General features: G+C 46.1%; 18 protein-coding genes and 1 pseudogene. 11 read left to right on the forward strand and 8 right to left on the reverse strand.

From position 1 onward, the window contains the following. A partial coding sequence (locus tag O71_RS09920) for a hypothetical protein (RefSeq protein ID WP_007656134.1) occupies window positions 1–1,070 on the reverse strand: 1,070 nt, incomplete at its 3' end. 221 nt (window positions 1,071–1,291) lie between these two features. On the opposite strand from O71_RS09920, the gene O71_RS09925 reads away from it, so the two are divergent. Then, on the forward strand, window positions 1,292–1,861 hold the full coding sequence (locus O71_RS09925) for a hypothetical protein (RefSeq protein WP_007656135.1): 570 nt from the start codon (window positions 1,292–1,294) through the stop codon (window positions 1,859–1,861). A gap of 76 nt (window positions 1,862–1,937) precedes the next feature. Here O71_RS09925 and O71_RS22640 read toward each other — a convergent pair whose 3' ends face one another. From O71_RS22640 to era, 4 genes are all read right to left on the reverse strand, one after another. Then, complete coding sequence (locus O71_RS22640) at window positions 1,938–2,099, reverse strand: hypothetical protein (RefSeq protein WP_200805499.1); 162 nt, start codon at window positions 2,097–2,099, stop codon at window positions 1,938–1,940. A gap of 163 nt (window positions 2,100–2,262) precedes the next feature. Further along, entirely contained in the window at window positions 2,263–2,448 is a 186-nt protein-coding gene (locus O71_RS09935) for a hypothetical protein (RefSeq protein ID WP_007656137.1), read from the reverse strand. Between the two features lie 72 nt (window positions 2,449–2,520). Continuing rightward, window positions 2,521–3,834, reverse strand: a complete 1,314-nt coding sequence (gene der, locus O71_RS09940) for a ribosome biogenesis GTPase Der (RefSeq protein WP_007656139.1) — start codon at window positions 3,832–3,834, stop codon at window positions 2,521–2,523. A 62-nt stretch (window positions 3,835–3,896) separates the two neighbouring features. Continuing rightward, on the reverse strand, window positions 3,897–4,784 hold the full coding sequence (gene era / locus O71_RS09945) for a GTPase Era (protein WP_007656142.1): 888 nt from the start codon (window positions 4,782–4,784) through the stop codon (window positions 3,897–3,899). Window positions 4,785–5,002: 218 nt separating this feature from the next. Here era and hemH point away from each other — a divergent pair, with 218 nt between their 5' ends. Next, window positions 5,003–6,007 carry a ferrochelatase gene (gene hemH, locus O71_RS09950; RefSeq protein WP_007656143.1) on the forward strand — a complete coding sequence of 335 codons (1,005 nt, stop codon included), beginning with the start codon at window positions 5,003–5,005 and terminating at the stop codon, window positions 6,005–6,007. Window positions 6,008–6,249: 242 nt separating this feature from the next. Here the strand turns inward: hemH and O71_RS09955 are convergent, their stop codons facing one another. The 3 genes and pseudogenes from O71_RS09955 to glmM all read right to left on the reverse strand — a co-directional run bounded on the left by O71_RS09955 (window position 6,250) and on the right by glmM (window position 9,635). Then, window positions 6,250–6,903, reverse strand: coding sequence for a TIGR00730 family Rossman fold protein (locus O71_RS09955; protein ID WP_237717798.1), 654 nt, complete (start codon window positions 6,901–6,903; stop codon window positions 6,250–6,252). Between the two features lie 61 nt (window positions 6,904–6,964). Further along, window positions 6,965–8,108, reverse strand: a pseudogene (locus O71_RS09960) (cysteine desulfurase family protein). Between the two features lie 135 nt (window positions 8,109–8,243). Further along, entirely contained in the window at window positions 8,244–9,635 is a 1,392-nt protein-coding gene (glmM, locus tag O71_RS09965; protein ID WP_007656145.1) for a phosphoglucosamine mutase, read from the reverse strand. Window positions 9,636–9,839: 204 nt separating this feature from the next. Here glmM and mazG point away from each other — a divergent pair, with 204 nt between their 5' ends. The 9 genes from mazG to O71_RS10010 all read left to right on the forward strand — a co-directional run bounded on the left by mazG (window position 9,840) and on the right by O71_RS10010 (window position 18,104). After that, window positions 9,840–10,649, forward strand: a complete 810-nt coding sequence (gene mazG, locus O71_RS09970; protein WP_007656146.1) for a nucleoside triphosphate pyrophosphohydrolase — start codon at window positions 9,840–9,842, stop codon at window positions 10,647–10,649. A gap of 991 nt (window positions 10,650–11,640) precedes the next feature. Further along, complete coding sequence (locus tag O71_RS25575; RefSeq protein WP_237717799.1) at window positions 11,641–12,087, forward strand: MotA/TolQ/ExbB proton channel family protein; 447 nt, start codon at window positions 11,641–11,643, stop codon at window positions 12,085–12,087. Between the two features lie 18 nt (window positions 12,088–12,105). Next, a complete protein-coding gene (locus O71_RS09980; RefSeq protein ID WP_007656147.1) occupies window positions 12,106–12,711 on the forward strand; it encodes a biopolymer transporter ExbD in 606 nt (201 codons plus the stop codon). A 76-nt stretch (window positions 12,712–12,787) separates the two neighbouring features. Next, the gene (locus O71_RS09985) at window positions 12,788–13,255 is read left to right on the forward strand and encodes a biopolymer transporter ExbD (protein ID WP_234986456.1); all 468 of its coding nucleotides are present in this window, start codon (window positions 12,788–12,790) and stop codon (window positions 13,253–13,255) included. A 3-nt stretch (window positions 13,256–13,258) separates the two neighbouring features. Then, window positions 13,259–14,083: an energy transducer TonB gene (locus O71_RS09990; RefSeq protein ID WP_040574103.1), complete on the forward strand. Its 825-nt coding sequence runs from the start codon at window positions 13,259–13,261 to the stop codon at window positions 14,081–14,083. 201 nt (window positions 14,084–14,284) lie between these two features. Then, a complete protein-coding gene (locus O71_RS09995) occupies window positions 14,285–15,127 on the forward strand; it encodes an energy transducer TonB (RefSeq protein WP_007656153.1) in 843 nt (280 codons plus the stop codon). Window positions 15,128–15,239: 112 nt separating this feature from the next. Beyond that, window positions 15,240–15,494: a hypothetical protein gene (locus tag O71_RS10000; RefSeq protein ID WP_007656154.1), complete on the forward strand. Its 255-nt coding sequence runs from the start codon at window positions 15,240–15,242 to the stop codon at window positions 15,492–15,494. Window position 15,495: 1 nt separating this feature from the next. Beyond that, window positions 15,496–16,458 (forward strand): PstS family phosphate ABC transporter substrate-binding protein, encoded by a 963-nt coding sequence (locus O71_RS10005; protein WP_007656155.1) that lies wholly within the window; start codon window positions 15,496–15,498, stop codon window positions 16,456–16,458. 41 nt (window positions 16,459–16,499) lie between these two features. Continuing rightward, window positions 16,500–18,104, forward strand: coding sequence for a tetratricopeptide repeat protein (locus O71_RS10010; protein ID WP_007656156.1), 1,605 nt, complete (start codon window positions 16,500–16,502; stop codon window positions 18,102–18,104). Window positions 18,105–18,183: the final 79 nt, after the last annotated feature.

Raw genomic sequence — 18,183 nt, forward strand, 5'->3', positions numbered from 1 at the left:
GCCATACTTTCTACAAGCACTTTTGCGGCTTCTTTGCTTGGTACTTTGTAACTGGTCACCGCCCAGTCATAGCCTAGCTTAAAGCGGTCATCTTTCATGGCGTAACGCATTTTCTCGCGATAGTCGGCTACAGGCTCCAGTCCAAGCGCCTGCCGGAGCTCATTCGCCCGCGCCTCTTCTTCCTCGCTCATACGCTGAATCAGATAGCGGCTCGACAGATCGCCAAACTCATCATCATCCTGACAGTCTTCCGGTTTATTGCAGATCACACGGGCCAGCACTTTAGACCGATACAGATTCTTACCCTGTTGCTGGTCCATCAGGTAAGCCGCCGCGTGCGGGTCGAGTTTGCCCTCCTGTACTGCCTGGGTGAGCACAGGCGTAAAATCAAAGCCGTTGCGGGCAGAAGTCTGGCGTTGAATCACAATACTGAAGCGCGGCAGCGTCTCCAAGGTGTCGGGCACTCCGATCAGTTCCTCCCCCGGATAGCCGTGTTTGCTAATCCAGGCCAGCAGCTTTTTCACATTATCAGCTTCTATTTTTCTGATCGTGTCGGCATGTACGCGCAGGCCTCCCTTAGCCTGCCGGAAGAACTGGTCACGGGCCCAGAGCTCATCAAGGTCGGCGCGCAGGTCTATGTTCATGTTCTCACGGAAGGCTTTGCGGCGCTTCGGATATTTTTTTGCGAACTTCTTCCAGCCTTTATGGGCTCGCAGTGGTTCAAACACCTCCTGCTGCTCCAGGTACTCCAGGGTCACTCCTTTTTCTACCAGTTTCTCGAGGTAGTCTATACCTTGTTTTTCGTTGCCCGTGAGCGTTGCGCATACTGCGGCATTGTAATAGTCGCGGGCAAAGCCCTTGGGTACAGCCGAGAAGGCCTGCTGGTAAGTTTCCAGCGCCCCTTCGTAGTCCTTTGCCATCACCAGCCTTTCAGCTTTGTTGATTCGAGGATGGTACTCTTTGATATAGTCTGCTTTCGCAAACGCCTTATTGCTGTAACTCAGCATTACAAGCAGGAGAAGCAAAGAGATGGTCTGTCTTAAAAAATTGAAGCTGAATGTGAACTGCATAGAAAATGAGTGGTGTTTCAGTTGGAACGTGCTATGTTATAACGTACTCAGGCAGCCTTAGCATATCTTGCGGCCATTTTGTACCTGCTTATACCTGCATCAGCATGCAGGAGTTGACTAACCAGGCGATTTCTTCCTTAAATATAGCCAACTTTGTCCAAAATCTTAGAGTAGACAGACAAATGCCTGCCAGTGGCACAGGCAGCAGAATGAATTGATATATGCATACGATCGAACCCTTTTATAACTGGTTGGAGCTCTATTCAGCTACCGACGACCCTCGCTCTCCACTGTATGGAGCCGAGAACAGCCTGACGCACTATACCCATACCATTTACGGCTACTACATACACCCGCAATGGGATGACATAGATTCCGAAACCCTTTTTCTGAAGATATTATATGCCGACTACGAATTGAGTTTTGCCGTAATCGAGTTTATCGGGGAATGGAACGATGCGCTGAACAATGACATCATGAAGCTCAAGCGCAACATCATCGACCCGCTCGTGCAGGAGGGTATCAAGCATTTTATCCTGATAGGTGAGAATGTGTTCAACTTCCACGGCTCCGAAGACGATTATTACGAAGAGTGGTTTGAGGATGTGGAGGAAGGTTGGATAGCAGCCATCAGCTTCCGTGACTTTGTGCTGAGCGAGATGCGCAGCTACAACATAGACTCGTACATCAACTCAGGCGGCACCCTGGATGAGCTACATTGGCGCACCTATACGCCCAAGCGACTCTTTGCGCTGGTTAACAGTATGATTCAGAAACGGCTTGGTCCTTGATCATATACCTGATTGCAGACATAAAAAAACGGCAGACTCTTAGAAGGGCCTGCCGTTTTTTTATGTTGTGGATATTTTATTGTACAGCTTCTTCTGTTTCGTCTTCTACTTCTTCAGCGGCATTTTCCACGTCGTCGCCTACGTCTTCTGCAGTGTCTTCCATTCTTTCCTGTGTGTTTTCTTCACGAGTTTCGCACGATGTGAAAGAGAAAGTTAGCAAACCTGCAACAAGCATCATTAAAATTGGCTTTTTCATATTAAGTTGGTTAAGGTGAGAAATAAGCTTCTTGCAATACGGGGTCAGTATGTATAGGTTTTGGCATATATAAAAAAAAGCACTCCATGGAGTGCTTTTTTCTTTTGCCTGACCACATGGTCAGGTAGTACTGGTACTAGTGTGACTACTGAACAGTAGTTGTGTCTTCCATTACAGATGTAGTGTCCGTCTCCATGTCAGTCTCAACGTCAACTGTCTCTACAGTTTCAGTTTCAGTAGTCTCAACATCAGTTGCAGTTTCTTCTGCGTTATTGCATGATGCAAATGTGAAAAGACCTGCAACGAATAGTAAACCGAATACTTTTTTCATAATGTTTTGTGATTGGTTAAAGATGAAGCATCAAATATAACAGTATATCTGAATATATTGATATAGAAGCTCTTATTTTTTCTTAAACAACACTTTGATCGGCACACCCTCGAAGCCAAAATGCTTCCGGATACTGTTTTCAAGGTAGCGTGTGTAAGGTTCCTTCACATACTGCGGCAGGTTACAGAAGAACGCAAATGTTGGGTTGTGCGTCGGCAGTTGCGTCACATACTTGATCTTGATGAACTTGCCTTTAACTGACGGTGGCGGGTAACGCTCGATGTCCGGAAGGATTTTGTCGTTCAGCTTCGAGGTAGAGATTTTACGCGTTTTCTGCTCGTATACCTCCATCGCTGTTTCAACGGCCTTGTGCACACGCTGCTTTGTCACAACAGAGGTAAAGATGATCGGCACATACTTAATCGGTGCGATCGCTTCAAGAATCTTCTCTTCGAACTCCTTAGTCGTATTCGTTTCTTTCTCTACCAAGTCCCATTTGTTCACCAGTATTACGATGCCTTTGCGGTTTTTCTCGGCCAATGAGATAATGTTAACATCCTGTGACTCAATCCCTCTGGTGGCATCCAGCATCACGATACAAACATCGGCATCTTCCAAAGCACGCACGGAGCGCATCACGGAGTAAAACTCAATGTCTTCGCTCACTTTGCTCTTGCGGCGCAGACCAGCGGTATCTACGATGATAAACTCTTTGCCGAAGGCATTGTAGCGTGAGTCGATCGCATCGCGGGTAGTACCGGCAATGTCGGTTACGATGTTACGCTCCACACCCAGCAGCATGTTCACGAAAGAGGACTTGCCCACGTTCGGACGACCCAGCACGGCAAGTCTGGGTATACCTGCATCCGGATCCTCAGTACCTTCGGTTTTGAAGTGCTTCACTACCTCATCCAGCAACTCACCTGTACCGGAGCCGCTCTGCGACGAGATCGGGAAGATGTCTATACCTAAACCAAGCGCATAGAACTCGCCCATTTGATGAGCACGCGCATTGGTATCGGCTTTGTTGGCCACTACATAGATAGGCTTGTCTGAGCGACGCAGAACGTTGGCGAACTCTTCGTCCAGTCCGGTCAGGCCTGCTTCCACATCTACCATGAACAGGATCACGTCGGCTTCTTTAATGGCCAGCTCTACCTGCTTGTTGATTTCTCCTTCAAAAATATCGTCGGATCCGTGCACGTAGCCACCTGTGTCAATCACGGTGTAATACTTGCCGGTCCAGTCGCCGTGTCCGTAGCTACGGTCGCGGGTCACGCCGCTCTCGTTGTCCATAATGGCCTGGCGGCGCCCTACAAGGCGGTTAAAAAGTGTAGACTTGCCCACATTCGGACGTCCTACGATTGCAATGATGTTGGTTGACATCTAAATAAAATAAAATAGTTAAAGTGCCCCCGGAGCACCTTGCCCGAAGCTTTAATGGTGCGCTACTCGCTGTAGCCGAATCGGCGTAGCAGCTTCTGGTCGGTTCGCCAGTTCTCGTTCACGCGCACGTATAAATCAAGAAATATCTTTTTCTGGAAAAACTGTTCCATATCCAGGCGGGCCTGCGTGCCTACTTTCTTCAGCGCTTCGCCTTTGTGGCCAATCACAATACCTTTCTGGCTCTTGCGCTCCACACTGATTTCGGCACGGATACGGATGATGTCCTCTTCCTCTTTAAACTCCTCTACCACCACCTCGGTGCTGTAGGGAATTTCTTTTTTGTAGTTGAGGAAGATTTTCTCGCGGATCATCTCCGACACAAAGAAACGCTCGGGCTTGTCAGTCAGTTCATCTTTCGGGTAAAAAGCCGGATGCTCGGGCAACAAAGCCATCAATCGATTGAAAAGCTGCTCTACGCCAAAGTTATGCAAAGCCGAAATCGGGTGGATCTCGGTCGGGTTCATCTTCTCCTGCCAATAAGCTACCTTCTCCTGCACTTCCTCTTCTGTAGCCTGATCAATCTTGTTGATCAGCAACAGGATTGGCACCTCGGCATGCTGCAATCGCTTGATCACATCATCCTCGTCGTGTTTTTCATAGATATCCGTCACAAACAGAATGATATCGGCATCTTCCAGAGAAGTGCGCACAAAACTCATCATGGACTCGTGCAAAGCGTACTGCGGCTTGATGATGCCAGGGGTATCAGAGTACACGATCTGGAAATCATCGCCATTCAGGATACCCATGATGCGGTGACGTGTGGTCTGGGCTTTGGACGTGATAATAGATAGCTTCTCCCCTACCAGGGCGTTCATGAGCGTGGATTTACCCACGTTTGGCTTACCTACTATACTTACAAAACCAGCTTTGTGCGGAGCTTGTGACATAATTAAAATTTGAGGATGCAAAATTACTTCTTTTTTACGAAACCCGTGAAAATGTGTGGATTTAGAAATTTGATTAATCGAGTGGATGAAGTTTCAAACATTTCTCTCTGCTTTCAGCTTTACTCCATACCTTCCTCTATCAGGGTATAGAAACTATCGATCATAACTAACTCGTTATACTTCGTATCTTTGTATAGCAAAAAGCACTATTGATTTAGATGAGCAAGAAAAAAACAGGCAAGATTGGGGTTTTACTAGTGAACCTAGGCACACCGGATACACCCAGCACTCCTGATGTAAGAAAATACCTGCGTGAGTTCCTGCTAGACCCGCGCGTGATCGATATAAACCCCGTGGGACGCTTTGCACTGGTGAATGGCGTGATCGCTCCTTTTCGGGCACCAAAGTCTGCCAAGGTATATCAGCAGCTGTGGACCGATCGCGGTTCGCCACTCATGTACCATGGCCGCGACCTGCAGGCTAAACTTCAGACTAGCCTGGGCGACGATTATCATGTGGCTTTCGGTATGCGCTACCAAAGTCCAAGCATCAAGAGTGCCTTGGACGAACTCCGTGACAAGAGCGTGTCCCGCATCATTGTCGTACCGCTTTTCCCGCAGTATGCCTCCGCTACCACAGGTTCGGTGCAGGACAAAATCATGGAGATCGTGAAGGACTGGTGGATCATCCCGAGCATTAACTTCATCTCGACTTACTGTGACGACCCTGGTTTCATCAACGCCTTCGCTGAGCTGGGCAAGAAGTACATGGCCGAAGACAACTACGACCACGTGGTGTTCAGCTACCACGGTGTGCCGGAGCGACAGATTCTGAAAGGCAGCGACAAAGGCTACTGCAAACTGGGCTCCTGCTGCAACAGCTACAATAAGCGCAACCGTTATTGCTACCGCGCCTCCTGCTTTGAGACTTCGCGCTTGCTGGCTGCTGAATTGGGCCTGAAAGAGGACCAGTATACCGTCGCTTTCCAGTCGCGCCTGGGCAAAGACCCATGGCTGCAACCTTATACTGACGAAGTTCTGAAGACCATGCCAGCCAAAGGCATCAAGAAAGTACTTGCTTTCAGCCCTGCCTTCGTAGCCGACTGTCTCGAAACGACTATAGAAGTCGGCGAAGAGTTTAGAGAGGAGTTTGAGCACGCCGGCGGCGAGAAGTGGGTGCTCGTAGAAAGCCTTAACTCCAGCGACACTTGGTGGAGGCGCTGAAGAACATGGTGCTGGAGAATTAGAAGGGTTTAAAATTTGAGGATGTGGAGGCTGGAACTTTATAAATGTCCCTGCAGGTATAGCTAGCTCCTCCCTCACAGGTATAAAAACAGAAGCGCCGCTGCAAATATTTGCAGCGGCGCTTCTGTTTTACATCGTTGACGGGTGCTAAAGAGAGGTCAATTCGTCCTTAATCAATGCAAACAGCATAGCTGTTTGAACTGGGCGTGACCGTTCGGTCATCAAGCGGCGAGGGCACAGCAACTAACAACCAGCAATTTATATCCTCTTAAAATCAATCCAGTAATCAGATGTGGAATCGGCATAAGCCTGATTCTATCTAGCAGTACCTCCGCATCACTTTCTACGATCAGGTTTTCGCGCTGGTCACCTTTCACAAAACCCTCAGCTACGGTATGATCGATCATCTCGAAAAACTTGTCCCAATAGCCGTTTATATTATAGAAGGCCACCGGCTTCTTGATGATGCCGAGCTGGTTCCATGTGATGATCTCGCAGATCTCGTCGAATGTACCAAAGCCGCCGGGCATAGCGATAAATGCATCGGAACGAGCCGCCATGATGGCTTTCCGCTCGTGCATTGTCTCCACAACAACCAGTTCCTGCAGTCCTCTATGGGCCACTTCCCTGTCAACCAGGCTTTGCGGGATCACGCCTATACCTGTGCCTCCTGCTGCCAGCACCGCATCGGCAATCACCCCCATCAGCCCTACGTTGCCACCACCATATACCAGCTTTATACCTTGCTCCGCCATTAACTCCCCTAATCGCGCTGCAGACTCACTGTACATTAGGTTTATACCTACATTGGCTCCACAAAAAACGCCTATACTTCTCATCTCTATACCTTGTTCTCCTATAAAATTTCGTTTCACAAAGAAAGGCTCCAGCATTACTGCTGAAGCCTTTTTATATTTTGAAGGATGCCAGCTATACCTAGGCCAGCTCCTTTTTATACATTTTGGCAAGCGTTTCAGCTACATAATCGATCTCTGCTTCTGTGTTATACTTGCTGAACGAAAAGCGAACAGAACCTCTAGCCGGATCTACTTCCAAAGCACGAAGCACATGCGAACCGGCATTGGCACCGCTACTGCAGGCACTTCCACCTGAAGCCGAAATCTTGGCGATGTCCAGGCTGAACAACAGCATTTCGTTAATGTCAGAGGCAGGCAGGCTCACATTGAGTACGGTATATAAACTCTTGTCCGCAAACTCCGACATTCCGTTAAAGCTCACATCCTCCATCTGTTCCCGTAGTTTGTAGATCATGCGGTCCTTCAATCCCTGTATGTGCTTCTGGTGCTCGGCCATATCACGGTAGGCAATTTCCAGCGCCTTGGCCAAACCAATGATACCATACACGTTCTCGGTGCCGCCACGCATGTTGCGCTCCTGCGCACCACCCTGGATCAATGGCTGAATCTTAGTGCTGGCATCACAGTACAGGAAGCCCACACCCTTTGGCCCATGGAATTTGTGTGCTGAACCTATCAGAAAGTTGGCCCCGATCTGCTGCACATCGTGCTTGTAGTGGCCCATGGTCTGCACAGTGTCGGAGTGAAAAATCGCGTCATACTTTCTGCAGATCTCTCCGATCTTCTCGATATCGTTCAAAGTACCAATTTCGTTATTGGCATGCATGATGGAAACGATCGTGCGTGGCTGATTAGCCAACATTTCCTCCAGATGCTCCAGGTCCAGGTTGCCACGTTCATCATGCCGCAGGTAGCTCAGCTGAACCTCTCCGTTCTTTCTCCAGCATCTCCATGGTATGCAGCACGGCATGATGCTCCAATTTAGTAGTGATGGCATGCTTTATACCTAGCGAACGACAGGAACAGACAATGGCAGCATTATCAGCCTCAGTACCGCCTGAGGTAAAGAATACTTCGGCAGGCGACGTGTTCAACAGCGTAGCTACCGAGCGGCGGGCTTTTTCGATAGCAGACCTCACCTCTCGTCCATGTGAATGGATGGAAGAAGGGTTGCCAAAGTGCTCGAGCATAAAAGGTGCCATGGCATCAAAAACCTCTTTGTCCAGAGGGGTGGTAGCTGCATTATCTAAATAAACACGCATGATATTTTGTATTGGATTCTCTTAAACGAACTACTAAAGTATAAAAAAAAGTTGCGCCAATGGAGAAAAAGCTTGATTTCTCCTTTGGCGCAACCTCTGATTGCTAGTTAATTAATATGCTACAGCAACAACACATTACGCTTTTGTCGAAATGATCTCTTTGATGTCAGCAATGATTTTATTGGCCAGGTGCTCGGCTGTGGCGTTGCTCTCCGATTCAGCATAGATGCGGATGATAGGCTCTGTATTAGACTTGCGCAGGTGCACCCACTCCTTATCAAACTCAATCTTCACACCGTCAATGGTGTTAATCGGCTGCTTGGCGTAACGCTCCTGCATTTGAACTAGCACCTGGTCTACATCCACTTCAGGAGTCAGCTCTATTTTATTTTTAGAGATGTAATAGTTCGGGTAGCTGGCACGCAGGCGCGTCATGCTCATACCTGACTTAGCCAGGTGTGTCAGGAACAAAGCTATACCTACCAGGGCATCACGACCATAGTGCAGTTCAGGGTAGATTATACCTCCATTACCTTCGCCACCTATGATGGCATTCTCCGCCTTCATCATATTCACCACGTTTACTTCACCCACAGCAGCGGCAAAGTAATTGCCTCCAGCCTTCTCAGTCACGTCACGCAATGCTCTTGTTGAGGAGAGGTTAGAAACCGTGTTGCCCACCTGATTCTTCAGCACATAATCAGCTACGGCTACTAAGGTATACTCTTCACCGAACATACTGCCATCTTCATTGATCAGGGCCAGGCGATCCACATCTGGGTCTACTACTATACCTAGGTCAAACTTGCCTTTCTCGATCACGCGAGCTATCTCGCGCAGGTTCTCTGGCAGCGGTTCCGGGTTGTGGGGGAAATTGCCGTCCGGCTCGCAAAAGAGCTTTTCAACCTTATGTACTCCCAACGCCTCCAGCAGCATCGGTATCGCTATACCTCCGGAAGAGTTGACACAGTCGATAGCTACGCTGAAGTCTTTTTCTTTAATAGCGTTTACATCTACAAGCGGTAGTGCCAAGATGGTATCGATGTGCTTTTGCAACGCTTCGTCATCCCGCTGGTATCTGCCCAGGTCGTTTACCTGCGCAAACTCAAAGGCCTCCTTGTCTGCCAATTCCAGCACCAGTTTGCCTTCAGCATCAGAGATAAACTCGCCTTTCTGGTTAAGAAGTTTGAGCGCATTCCACTGCTTTGGGTTATGGCTGGCTGTCAGAATGATGCCGCCACCGGCTTTGTAGTCCGGCACGGCCATTTCCACAGTGGGCGTCGTTGACAGCCCCAGATCAACTACATTGATACCTAAGCCCTGCAGGGTCGCGCAAACCAGCTTGTTCACCATGTCACCTGAAAGGCGTGCATCGCGTCCTACAATGATGGTATTGTTGCCAGTAGTCTGCAACACCCAGGTACCGAAAGCGGCGGCAAACTTCACTACATCCACCGGGGTAAGCGCTTCACCGGCCTGCCCTCCAATCGTACCTCTGATTCCTGAAATTGATTTTATTAAAGCCACTACGAGAATATTTTTTTCAGCTGCAAAAGTAATAATTTAGTTTTAGGTTTGAACATTATCTGCTGCGGTATCCGTCAGCCCGAACATCACAGAACTGTAACTCAAGCAGAATGCTTGTCGGCAAATAGTCATCATCGTCCTATTTACTACATAGCAGAATGCCTATATAACTACCTCTGGCAGTTATTTATTATATTTGCCTTTATGACTAATCAACGTTTTGAAGATACTCCACGTGGCCGACAGCTTCAGGCTTTTGACCGGCTGCTGGATGTGATGGATGATCTGCGTGAAAAATGCCCCTGGGACAGGAAGCAGACCATAGAAAGCCTGCGCCATTTGACTATTGAGGAAACCTATGAGCTATCTGACGCCATTATCCGGCAGGATATGCAGGAAATAAAAAAGGAGATTGGGGACATCATGCTCCACATGGTGTTTTATGCCAAAATAGCCTCTGAACAAAAAGCCTTCGACATAGCGGATGTCCTGAACTCACTTTGTGAGAAGCTTATATTCAGACATCCACACATTTATGGGGATGCAACAGCCAGTACGGAAGAAGAGGTGAAGCAGAACTGGGAGCGACTGAAACTGAAAGAAGGCAACAAATCGGTATTAGGTGGCGTACCAGCCTCATTACCAGCGCTTGTAAAAGCTATGCGCATACAGGAGAAGGCCCGTGGAGCAGGTTTCGATTGGGATGACAAGTCGGAGGTGTGGAAAAAGGTACAGGAGGAATTGAATGAATTTGAATCTGAATTTAATATAGCAGACCTTCAGTCCATCGATCACCTAAAAGCTACCAGCGAATTTGGGGACCTGCTTTTTTCACTCATTAACTTTGCCCGTTTTATTGATATAAACCCAGAAGAAGCACTGGAAAAAACCAACCTGAAATTTATAGATCGGTTTCAGTACATGGAAGAGGAAGCCTCTAAAGATGGCAAACGACTACAGGATTTGTCCTTAAATGAAATGGACATTTACTGGAATCAGGCAAAAAAAAGATAGGCATGCATACAGTTTAGTCAAACATGCATTATATTTATGCTTCTATTTGTTCTCAGGCACAACTCAAGCAAACTTAGTTTTACTTAATTTTATTACAACCAAATAGTTTAAACGCTTTGCTCTTCTCTGAATAACGCACACCTGTTTTATTACTATTACAGTAACCTCACTTATTGCTTGCACTAAAGTCACGTTACAATTTAGGTTTATCACCACCCATTATGGCGAATAAACCGCTGTTTAACAGGCAGTAAGGGATACAGAAAAGTGAAGAGGACAAGCTGTATGAAGTTTAAACTTTGGATAAGAATTTAAAATAAAATATATTTGTAAAGCCGCAATATTCGCCTTAAGCTAAAGCAGCGAAAAATTTATTTTAGACAGACTTTACAGTATTAAGTCGGGATTTTTCAAAATTTAAAGCTTGAAATCGTTTGAAAATTGCGGAAAAAGCAGAAATTGCAAAACCAATAAAGAACTAAATCCAAAACAATTACATTCTTATATTACACAATCGATTTAATTACAACACAAACAGCTAAACTTTAAACTTTTAAACAAAATGGAAAAAAAGACTGACAGTAGTGAGCAAAGATGCTAATGTAGAACAAAAGAGCGGTACAACTTCCTCTCTATTTGCCACTATCGTAATTCCGGTTGCATTTATTGCATGTGTACTTATCTATATGTTCGTATTCGGTAATCCTGCCAACTTTGAAGGCGGTGACAATGCGAACCATCCACTTCCGGACAACTACCTGGGTATTGTTTATAAAGGTGGTTGGGTAGTACCTATCCTTTTGACGCTTAACCTTCTGGTTTCATCTTTGCTATCGAGCGTTCACTTACAATCAGCAAAGCAAAAGGAACTAAGAACGTTGCCGGTTTCGTACGTACAATCTCTCAGAAACTGAACCAGCGTGACATCAACGGTGCTATTGCTGCCTGCGACGCACAGAAAGGTTCTGTTGGTAACGTGGTAAAAGCTGGTTTGCTTAAGTACAAAGAAATGCAGAACGAGCCAGAACTGCTTAAAGCTGAGAAAGTAGCCGCTATTCAGAAAGAAATTGAAGAGTCTACTTCACTGGAACTTCCAATGCTGGAGAAAAACCTGGTGATTATCTCTACTATCGCTTCGGTTTCTACACTTACAGGTTTGATCGGTACGGTACTAGGTATGGTGAAGGCGTTCTCGGCTCTTGCAACAGCAGGTTCTCCAGACGCAGTAGCTCTTGCAAACGGTATCTCTGAGGCCCTTATCAACACGGCTCTTGGTGTAACTGGTTCTGCTATCGCGATCATTGCTTATAACTTCTTTACTAGCAAGATTGACGAATTAACTTACAGCATTGACGAAGCTGGTTTCAGCATCATCTCTACGTTCGCTTCGCAGCACGAAACTGCAGCTAACACTGTAAGACCTCATTCAACTATCTAATCGCTATAACCCAATAAAATGCCTAAAGTAAAAGTAAAAAGAACCAAACCGTCGTTGGATATGACGCCGATGGTGGACTTGGCCTTCTTGCTGGTTACTTTCTTTATGTTGACAACAAAGTTTGCTCCTGAAGAGGCAGTGGTTGTAGATACACCATCCTCTGTATCAGAGATCAAACTTCCTGACACCAACATCATCACCATCACGGTAGACAAAGAGGACAGAGTGTTCTTTGGTGTTGATGGGCAGGGAACTAAAGAAGCGTTGCTTGACAAGATGGGCACCAAGTACGGCGTTAGCTTTACAGAAGAAGAGCGTAAGACCTTCTCTCTGTTGACCAACTTCGGTGTACCGGTGAACCAACTCAAGTCGTATCTGGCCATGGAGCCTGCTGATCGCAAAAACGTGAATCAGCCAGGTATACCGGTTGACTCAGCCAGAAATGAACTAGGTGACTGGGTACACCAGACTCGCTTAACAAACCCTAAAGTTGTGATCGCAATCAAAGGGGATGTGGATGTAAGCTATCCTACCGTAAAAAGGGTAATGGATACGCTGCAGGAACGTAAGATCAACAGGTTCAACCTGATTACGGACATGGAAAATAGACCTTCTAACCTCTAAAAAAAGGAGCTAAAAAATGGCAGAAATACAAGAAAAAGCCGACTCCGGTAAAGGTGGTAAGAAAAGGGCCAAAAAAATGTCTGTCCATCTGGACATGACACCCATGGTAGACCTTGCATTCCTTCTATTGACTTTCTTCATGCTTACTACTACGTTCAGCAAGCCACAGACCATGGAAATCAACATGCCTGTCAAGCCGGACACTGAAGATGAGCAAATCGCTCTGAAAGCTAGTAACGCAATGACAATTGTCTTAGGGGAGAATGACAGAGTATACTACTACTTTGGTCTCGGTGATCCAGCCGAAAATCCGGAAGTTCAAACAACCGACTACTCTGCTAACGGTATCAGAAAAGTATTGATTTCGCCACAAGTGCGCGGAAACGAGAAAATGACGGTACTCGTTAAGCCAATGGAGGGGTCTCGCTACAAGAACGTAGTAGATATTTTAGATGAATTGAAAATCACTGACACCAACCGCTTTGCTATTGTTGAGATCAACGACAATGACAAGCAGTTGATTCAGGACATAACTGGACAGTAACACATGGAAACTAGTAAGTTAGAAAAAGCATCGCTCGACGACATCGTCTTTGCCGGACGAAACAGAGCGTATGGCGCCTACCTACTACGTCGACTGTACAATAAGCATGTTACTACCGCAGCCATTATGGCTATCTCAATCTTTGCGCTTTTGATCAGTATTCCACTGATTGCTAAGTTATTTGAAGAAGAGGAAGTCGTGGTACCAGTAGAACGTATTGTAACAGAGGTAGAGTTAGCACCACCACCACCAATTGATGAAGCGACGCCGCCACCGCCACCGCCGCCACCAGATCTTCCACCGCCGCCACCACCAGTGCGTGCACAGGTGAAGTTTACGCCTCCAGTTGTGAAGCGTGATGCTGAAGTTGTGGAAGAGGAACAGGTGCCAGATCAGAAGGAACTGGAAGACATCGACATTGGTACTAAAAACGTTGAAGGTGTTAAAGGTGCTCCACTTGATTTAGGAGACATCGACGGTACAAGCGACGTTGTTGCTGAAGTAGTAGAAGAAAAGCCATATACTTACGTTGAGCAGATGCCTGAATTCCCAGGTGGTGAAGGCGAAATGATGAGATATCTTGGTAAGAACATCCGCTACCCAGCTGCTGCACAGCGTGCCGGTGTAGAAGGCCTGGTAGTACTTTCGTTCGTAGTAAGCCGTACGGGCGAAATCTCAGAAATTGAGGTTGTGAAAAGCCTCGGCTCTGGTACTGACGAAGAAGCTGTACGCGTTGTGAAAACAATGCCGAAGTGGTCTCCAGGTAAGCAGAACGGTCGATCAGTACCTGTTCGCTATACATTGCCAGTACGATTTGCTATCAAGTAAATCTGATTCCATAAATATAAAAAAAGGCCCTCCCAGGAGGGCCTTTTTTTATATGCACTAGTTTTCAATCAGAGACCCAGGCATTATCCCAAAAAATGTATTCAATGAAAAAATAACGAGACAGCTTGTGGAAAAATAGCTAGTGGTGCATCTAATAAGAAAATGCAGATAATACTGCTTCACATTTAAAACTTATGCGCCATGAAAGAAAACTATTTATTCAACATGACATTTAATAATGTAGTGTTTGCGGCACGAAATAAAGCTTATGGGGCTTACGTACTCAGAAAGGATTATAGCAAGCACATCTTAACAGCAGCATTATTAGCAACAAGCATCTTTACTACTGGGCTTGGCTGGCCACTTATTGTTGGTAAACAAGAAATAGCACAGACAGCGAAGCATGATTCTGAAAAGGATAAAAGGGTAATTATAATAGATCAACCTTTATTACCTCCACCGCCAAAAGAGAATCCAGAACCTGTACAGCAAGCAGTAGTGCCCGTACAGGAAAAACAAATCAAGACTGTCAGAAACCCTACCCCTACTGTTGTACCAGATTCGCACCCTGGTCCGGATGAAGTTCCACCTACACAACAACAGATGGAAGGAGCCATAATAGGAACACAGAATACGGATGGAGAACTACTGAGTAGCATAGACCTGGAAGGTATAGAAACAGACGGTAACGCTGGCACAACAGGTACTGATGGCGGAGAAGGAAATAGCGTAATTGACTTTGCCGAGGAGATGCCTGCATTTGAGGGAGGGGAAGCAGCACTAATGCGCTACATAAGCAAAAAAATACGTTATCCTCGCCAAGCAATTACAGAGCAAATAGAAGGCATAGTTATTGTAAGCTTTGTAGTAAACCGGAACGGTAAAGTAACCGATGCTACAGTATTGAAAGGATTGGGCTTCGGAACCGATGAAGAGGCACTGCGAGTTATTGAAAGCTTACCTGATTGGACACCAGGCAGACAAAATGGAAAACCTGTTGCGGTACGTTATACTTTACCAATACGATTCAACTTGCAACGATAAATGATAATATAAAGTATAAAGCAGAAGCTAATCTACACATAGCATGGCTTCTGCTTTAGTTTTTAAAGTATAAACCTTAAATTTAGGCCTACATATATAGGCAAACCTGAACATGCTACGACCAAGGCGAGAAGACGAAAAACCGTCTGTTACATTTTTCAACAAATTTGCACGCTATTTTGGCATGCTGATGACATTGGTATATGTAGCGCTGGGACTATTTATCATCTTTATGGATGAGGAGCAGTATAACCTGGAAATGTCACAAACGGCACGTACCATCTTTGGTGGCACCCTTATACTGTATGGCCTCATACGATTTGTGAGAGCATATCAGGTTAATTCCAAATCAAGGAGAGACAGATAAGATGATTAAAGCAGCCAAAGTGGTTTTGGGGCTCGGACTAGTTGCGCTTGCAGCTTGCGGCGGTAACCCTGAAACGAAACGCGACACCTCAACGACTGGTACCATCGGCATAAGTGTAGATGAGACCTTCCAACCAATTATAGAAAGCCAGGTAAGCACATTTGAAGGTATCTACAAATACGCCAATATAAATGCGCAGTACAAGGCAGAGGGTAAGGTGTTTGATGACCTGATCAATGACAGCACACGAATCGCAATTGTATCGCGCAAAATGACTGATCAGGAGAAAGAAGTATTTGATCAGCGAAAGCTTACACCCAGGTATACTAGAATCGCCATCGATGCCGTTGCACTTATTGTTAACAACAAGAATCAGGATACCCTCCTGACCATGAGTGAACTGCGAGACATCTTTACAGGAAAGATTACCAGTTGGAAGCAGTTAAACCCAGAAAGCAGTTTACGGGACATTGCTATTGTCTTTGACAACAACAACTCCAGTACAGCGAGGTACATGCGTGATACGCTGATGGCAGGCCAACCGTTGCCTCCTACAGCCTCCGCTAGCAACTCCCATCCTGCACTGATAGACTATGTTGCGAAGAACGAGAATGCAATTGGGGTAATTGGTGTGAACTGGATAAGCGACCGCGATGATACAACTTCGCTCAATTTTCTTAGCCAGGTAAAGGTAGTAGGAGTAAGTGCCGAAGATAACCCGGTAACAACAGATAGTTATTTTCAGCCGTACCAGGCTTACATTGCGCAGGGAGAATATCCGCTCAGAAGGTTCTGGTATATCATTAGTACTGAGGGCCGTGCGGGTCTTGGCACAGGTTTTGCATCCTATGTAGCAAGTGACCGCGGACAACGTATTATATTAAAGTCAGGTCTTGTGCCTGCCACTATGCCAGTACGTATAGTGGGCTTTAATAATAGAGCGAGTAAATTCAGACAGGATTAACCATTACAAACAATAATAACACAACCTAAATTAAACTAACAATGACAAATAACTGGAAATATGCTTTGCTGGTAGCTGCCATGTTCCCTACAGCAGCGGCATTTGCGCAGTCTGGCGATCAGGGCCGCAAAGCGGTGGACCTGGGGCGCTATCAGGAGGCTAAGTCTATTTATAAATCTCAGTTGAACAACAAGAACGCTGACAACGCTTACTTTGGACTGGGTGATGTATACCTTCGTTCTGAGAACGTAGATTCGGCAGCCTACTACTTTAACCAAGGCTTAGCTAAAAACTCTAAGTCTGCTATCAATATGGTAGGACTTGGTAAAGTAGAAATGGCCAAAGGCAATCGTGCTGGTGCTGAGAAGCATTTTGCTGATGCTATGAAGCGTGGTAAAAAGGATTCTCACGTACTTGCCAGTATCGGTGAAGCTTATCTGATGGCTCCTGAAGCAACTGAGCAGGATTATAATAAAGCGATTGAGTATCTTAAGCAGGCAGTTGAGCGTGACAAAAATAATGCTGAAGCATATCTCCTGATGGGTGATGCTTATCTGAAGCTGGGCAATGGTGGTCAGGCTATGACAAGCTATGACAATGCTATTCGTATCAACGACAAGTCGCCAAAGGCTCACCTGAGAAGAGGCCAGCTTTATACTAGCTCACGTAACTACAATGAAGCAGAAGAAGCTTATAAGAAGGCAATCGAACTAGATCCAAACTATGCACCTGCGTACAGTGACCTTGGCGAGCTTTACTACTTTGCCGGTCAGTATGACAGAGCACTGTCTACGTTCAAGCAGTTTGTAGACATGTCGGAAAATACGCCTGCAACTCGTGCTAAGTATGCCTCTTTCCTTTTCCTGACAAAAGATTATGAAGGTACGCTGCGTGAAGTACAGGAAGTGCTGAAAACAGAGCCTAACAACAAGACAATGAACCGTCTGTTGGCTTACTCTTACCTTGAACTTGGCAAGCCTGAAGAAGCACTTAAGGCAATGGAAAACTACCTGAGCAAGGTAGACCAGAATAGCCTGATTGCAAGCGACTACGAGTATTATGGCAGAATCCTGGCAAGAAACAACCAGCCTGCAAAAGCTGTAGAGAACCTCGAGAAAGCAATTGCATTAGAACCTACTAAACCAGAGCTTTACTATGACCTTGCTAACATGTATGCCCGTGAGAAGCAGTTTGACAAAGCTGTAGAGGTTTACAACAGAAAGCAGGAAAAACTAGGAGCTTCTAATACCGACTACTTCCACCTGGGTAACGCCTATATGATGGCAGAGCAGTTTGAGAAGGCTGACGAGACTTACAAGAAGATCACGGACGCCAACCCTACTTATGCTTATGCACACCTGTGGAGAGCCCGTGCGCAGTCTAACCTGGACCCTGAAACAGAGCAAGGTTTGGCGAAGCCTCACTACGAAGAGTTTATCAAGCTTACAAACGGTGAGAAAGAAAAGTATAAGAAGGAGTTAATCGAAGCCAATACTTATCTGGGTTATTACTATTACCTGAAAGGTGAGCGTGACAACGCTATCAAGCACTGGACAGAGGTAAAAACACTAGACCCTACCAATACACAGGCTGAAACAGCTCTGGCTGAGATCAACAAGACTCCCTCTCAAAAAAAGAGACGTTAATCTTAACCCGTAAATCAAGCATACAAAAAGCCCACTCCTGATGGACGGCTGGGCTTTTGCTGATGTTCCTATACCTAAG

The organism is Pontibacter sp. BAB1700, from assembly GCF_000277005.1.
Classification (GTDB): domain Bacteria; phylum Bacteroidota; class Bacteroidia; order Cytophagales; family Hymenobacteraceae; genus Pontibacter; species Pontibacter lucknowensis.

What these genes read in the sequence shown, in the direction of transcription:
- O71_RS09925 (WP_007656135.1), top strand. Translation starts at nt 1,292, where the DNA reads ATGCATACGATCGAACCCTTTTATAACTGGTTGGAGCTCTATTCAGCT.
- O71_RS22640 (WP_200805499.1), bottom strand. Translation starts at nt 2,099, where the DNA reads ATGATGCTTGTTGCAGGTTTGCTAACTTTCTCTTTCACATCGTGCGAA.
- O71_RS09935 (WP_007656137.1), bottom strand. Translation starts at nt 2,448, where the DNA reads ATGAAAAAAGTATTCGGTTTACTATTCGTTGCAGGTCTTTTCACATTT.
- der (WP_007656139.1), bottom strand. Translation starts at nt 3,834, where the DNA reads ATGTCAACCAACATCATTGCAATCGTAGGACGTCCGAATGTGGGCAAG.
- era (WP_007656142.1), bottom strand. Translation starts at nt 4,784, where the DNA reads ATGTCACAAGCTCCGCACAAAGCTGGTTTTGTAAGTATAGTAGGTAAG.
- hemH (WP_007656143.1), top strand. Translation starts at nt 5,003, where the DNA reads ATGAGCAAGAAAAAAACAGGCAAGATTGGGGTTTTACTAGTGAACCTA.
- mazG (WP_007656146.1), top strand. Translation starts at nt 9,840, where the DNA reads ATGACTAATCAACGTTTTGAAGATACTCCACGTGGCCGACAGCTTCAG.
- O71_RS09980 (WP_007656147.1), top strand. Translation starts at nt 12,106, where the DNA reads ATGCCTAAAGTAAAAGTAAAAAGAACCAAACCGTCGTTGGATATGACG.
- O71_RS09985 (WP_234986456.1), top strand. Translation starts at nt 12,788, where the DNA reads ATGTCTGTCCATCTGGACATGACACCCATGGTAGACCTTGCATTCCTT.
- O71_RS09990 (WP_040574103.1), top strand. Translation starts at nt 13,259, where the DNA reads ATGGAAACTAGTAAGTTAGAAAAAGCATCGCTCGACGACATCGTCTTT.
- O71_RS09995 (WP_007656153.1), top strand. Translation starts at nt 14,285, where the DNA reads ATGAAAGAAAACTATTTATTCAACATGACATTTAATAATGTAGTGTTT.
- O71_RS10000 (WP_007656154.1), top strand. Translation starts at nt 15,240, where the DNA reads ATGCTACGACCAAGGCGAGAAGACGAAAAACCGTCTGTTACATTTTTC.
- O71_RS10005 (WP_007656155.1), top strand. Translation starts at nt 15,496, where the DNA reads ATGATTAAAGCAGCCAAAGTGGTTTTGGGGCTCGGACTAGTTGCGCTT.
- O71_RS10010 (WP_007656156.1), top strand. Translation starts at nt 16,500, where the DNA reads ATGACAAATAACTGGAAATATGCTTTGCTGGTAGCTGCCATGTTCCCT.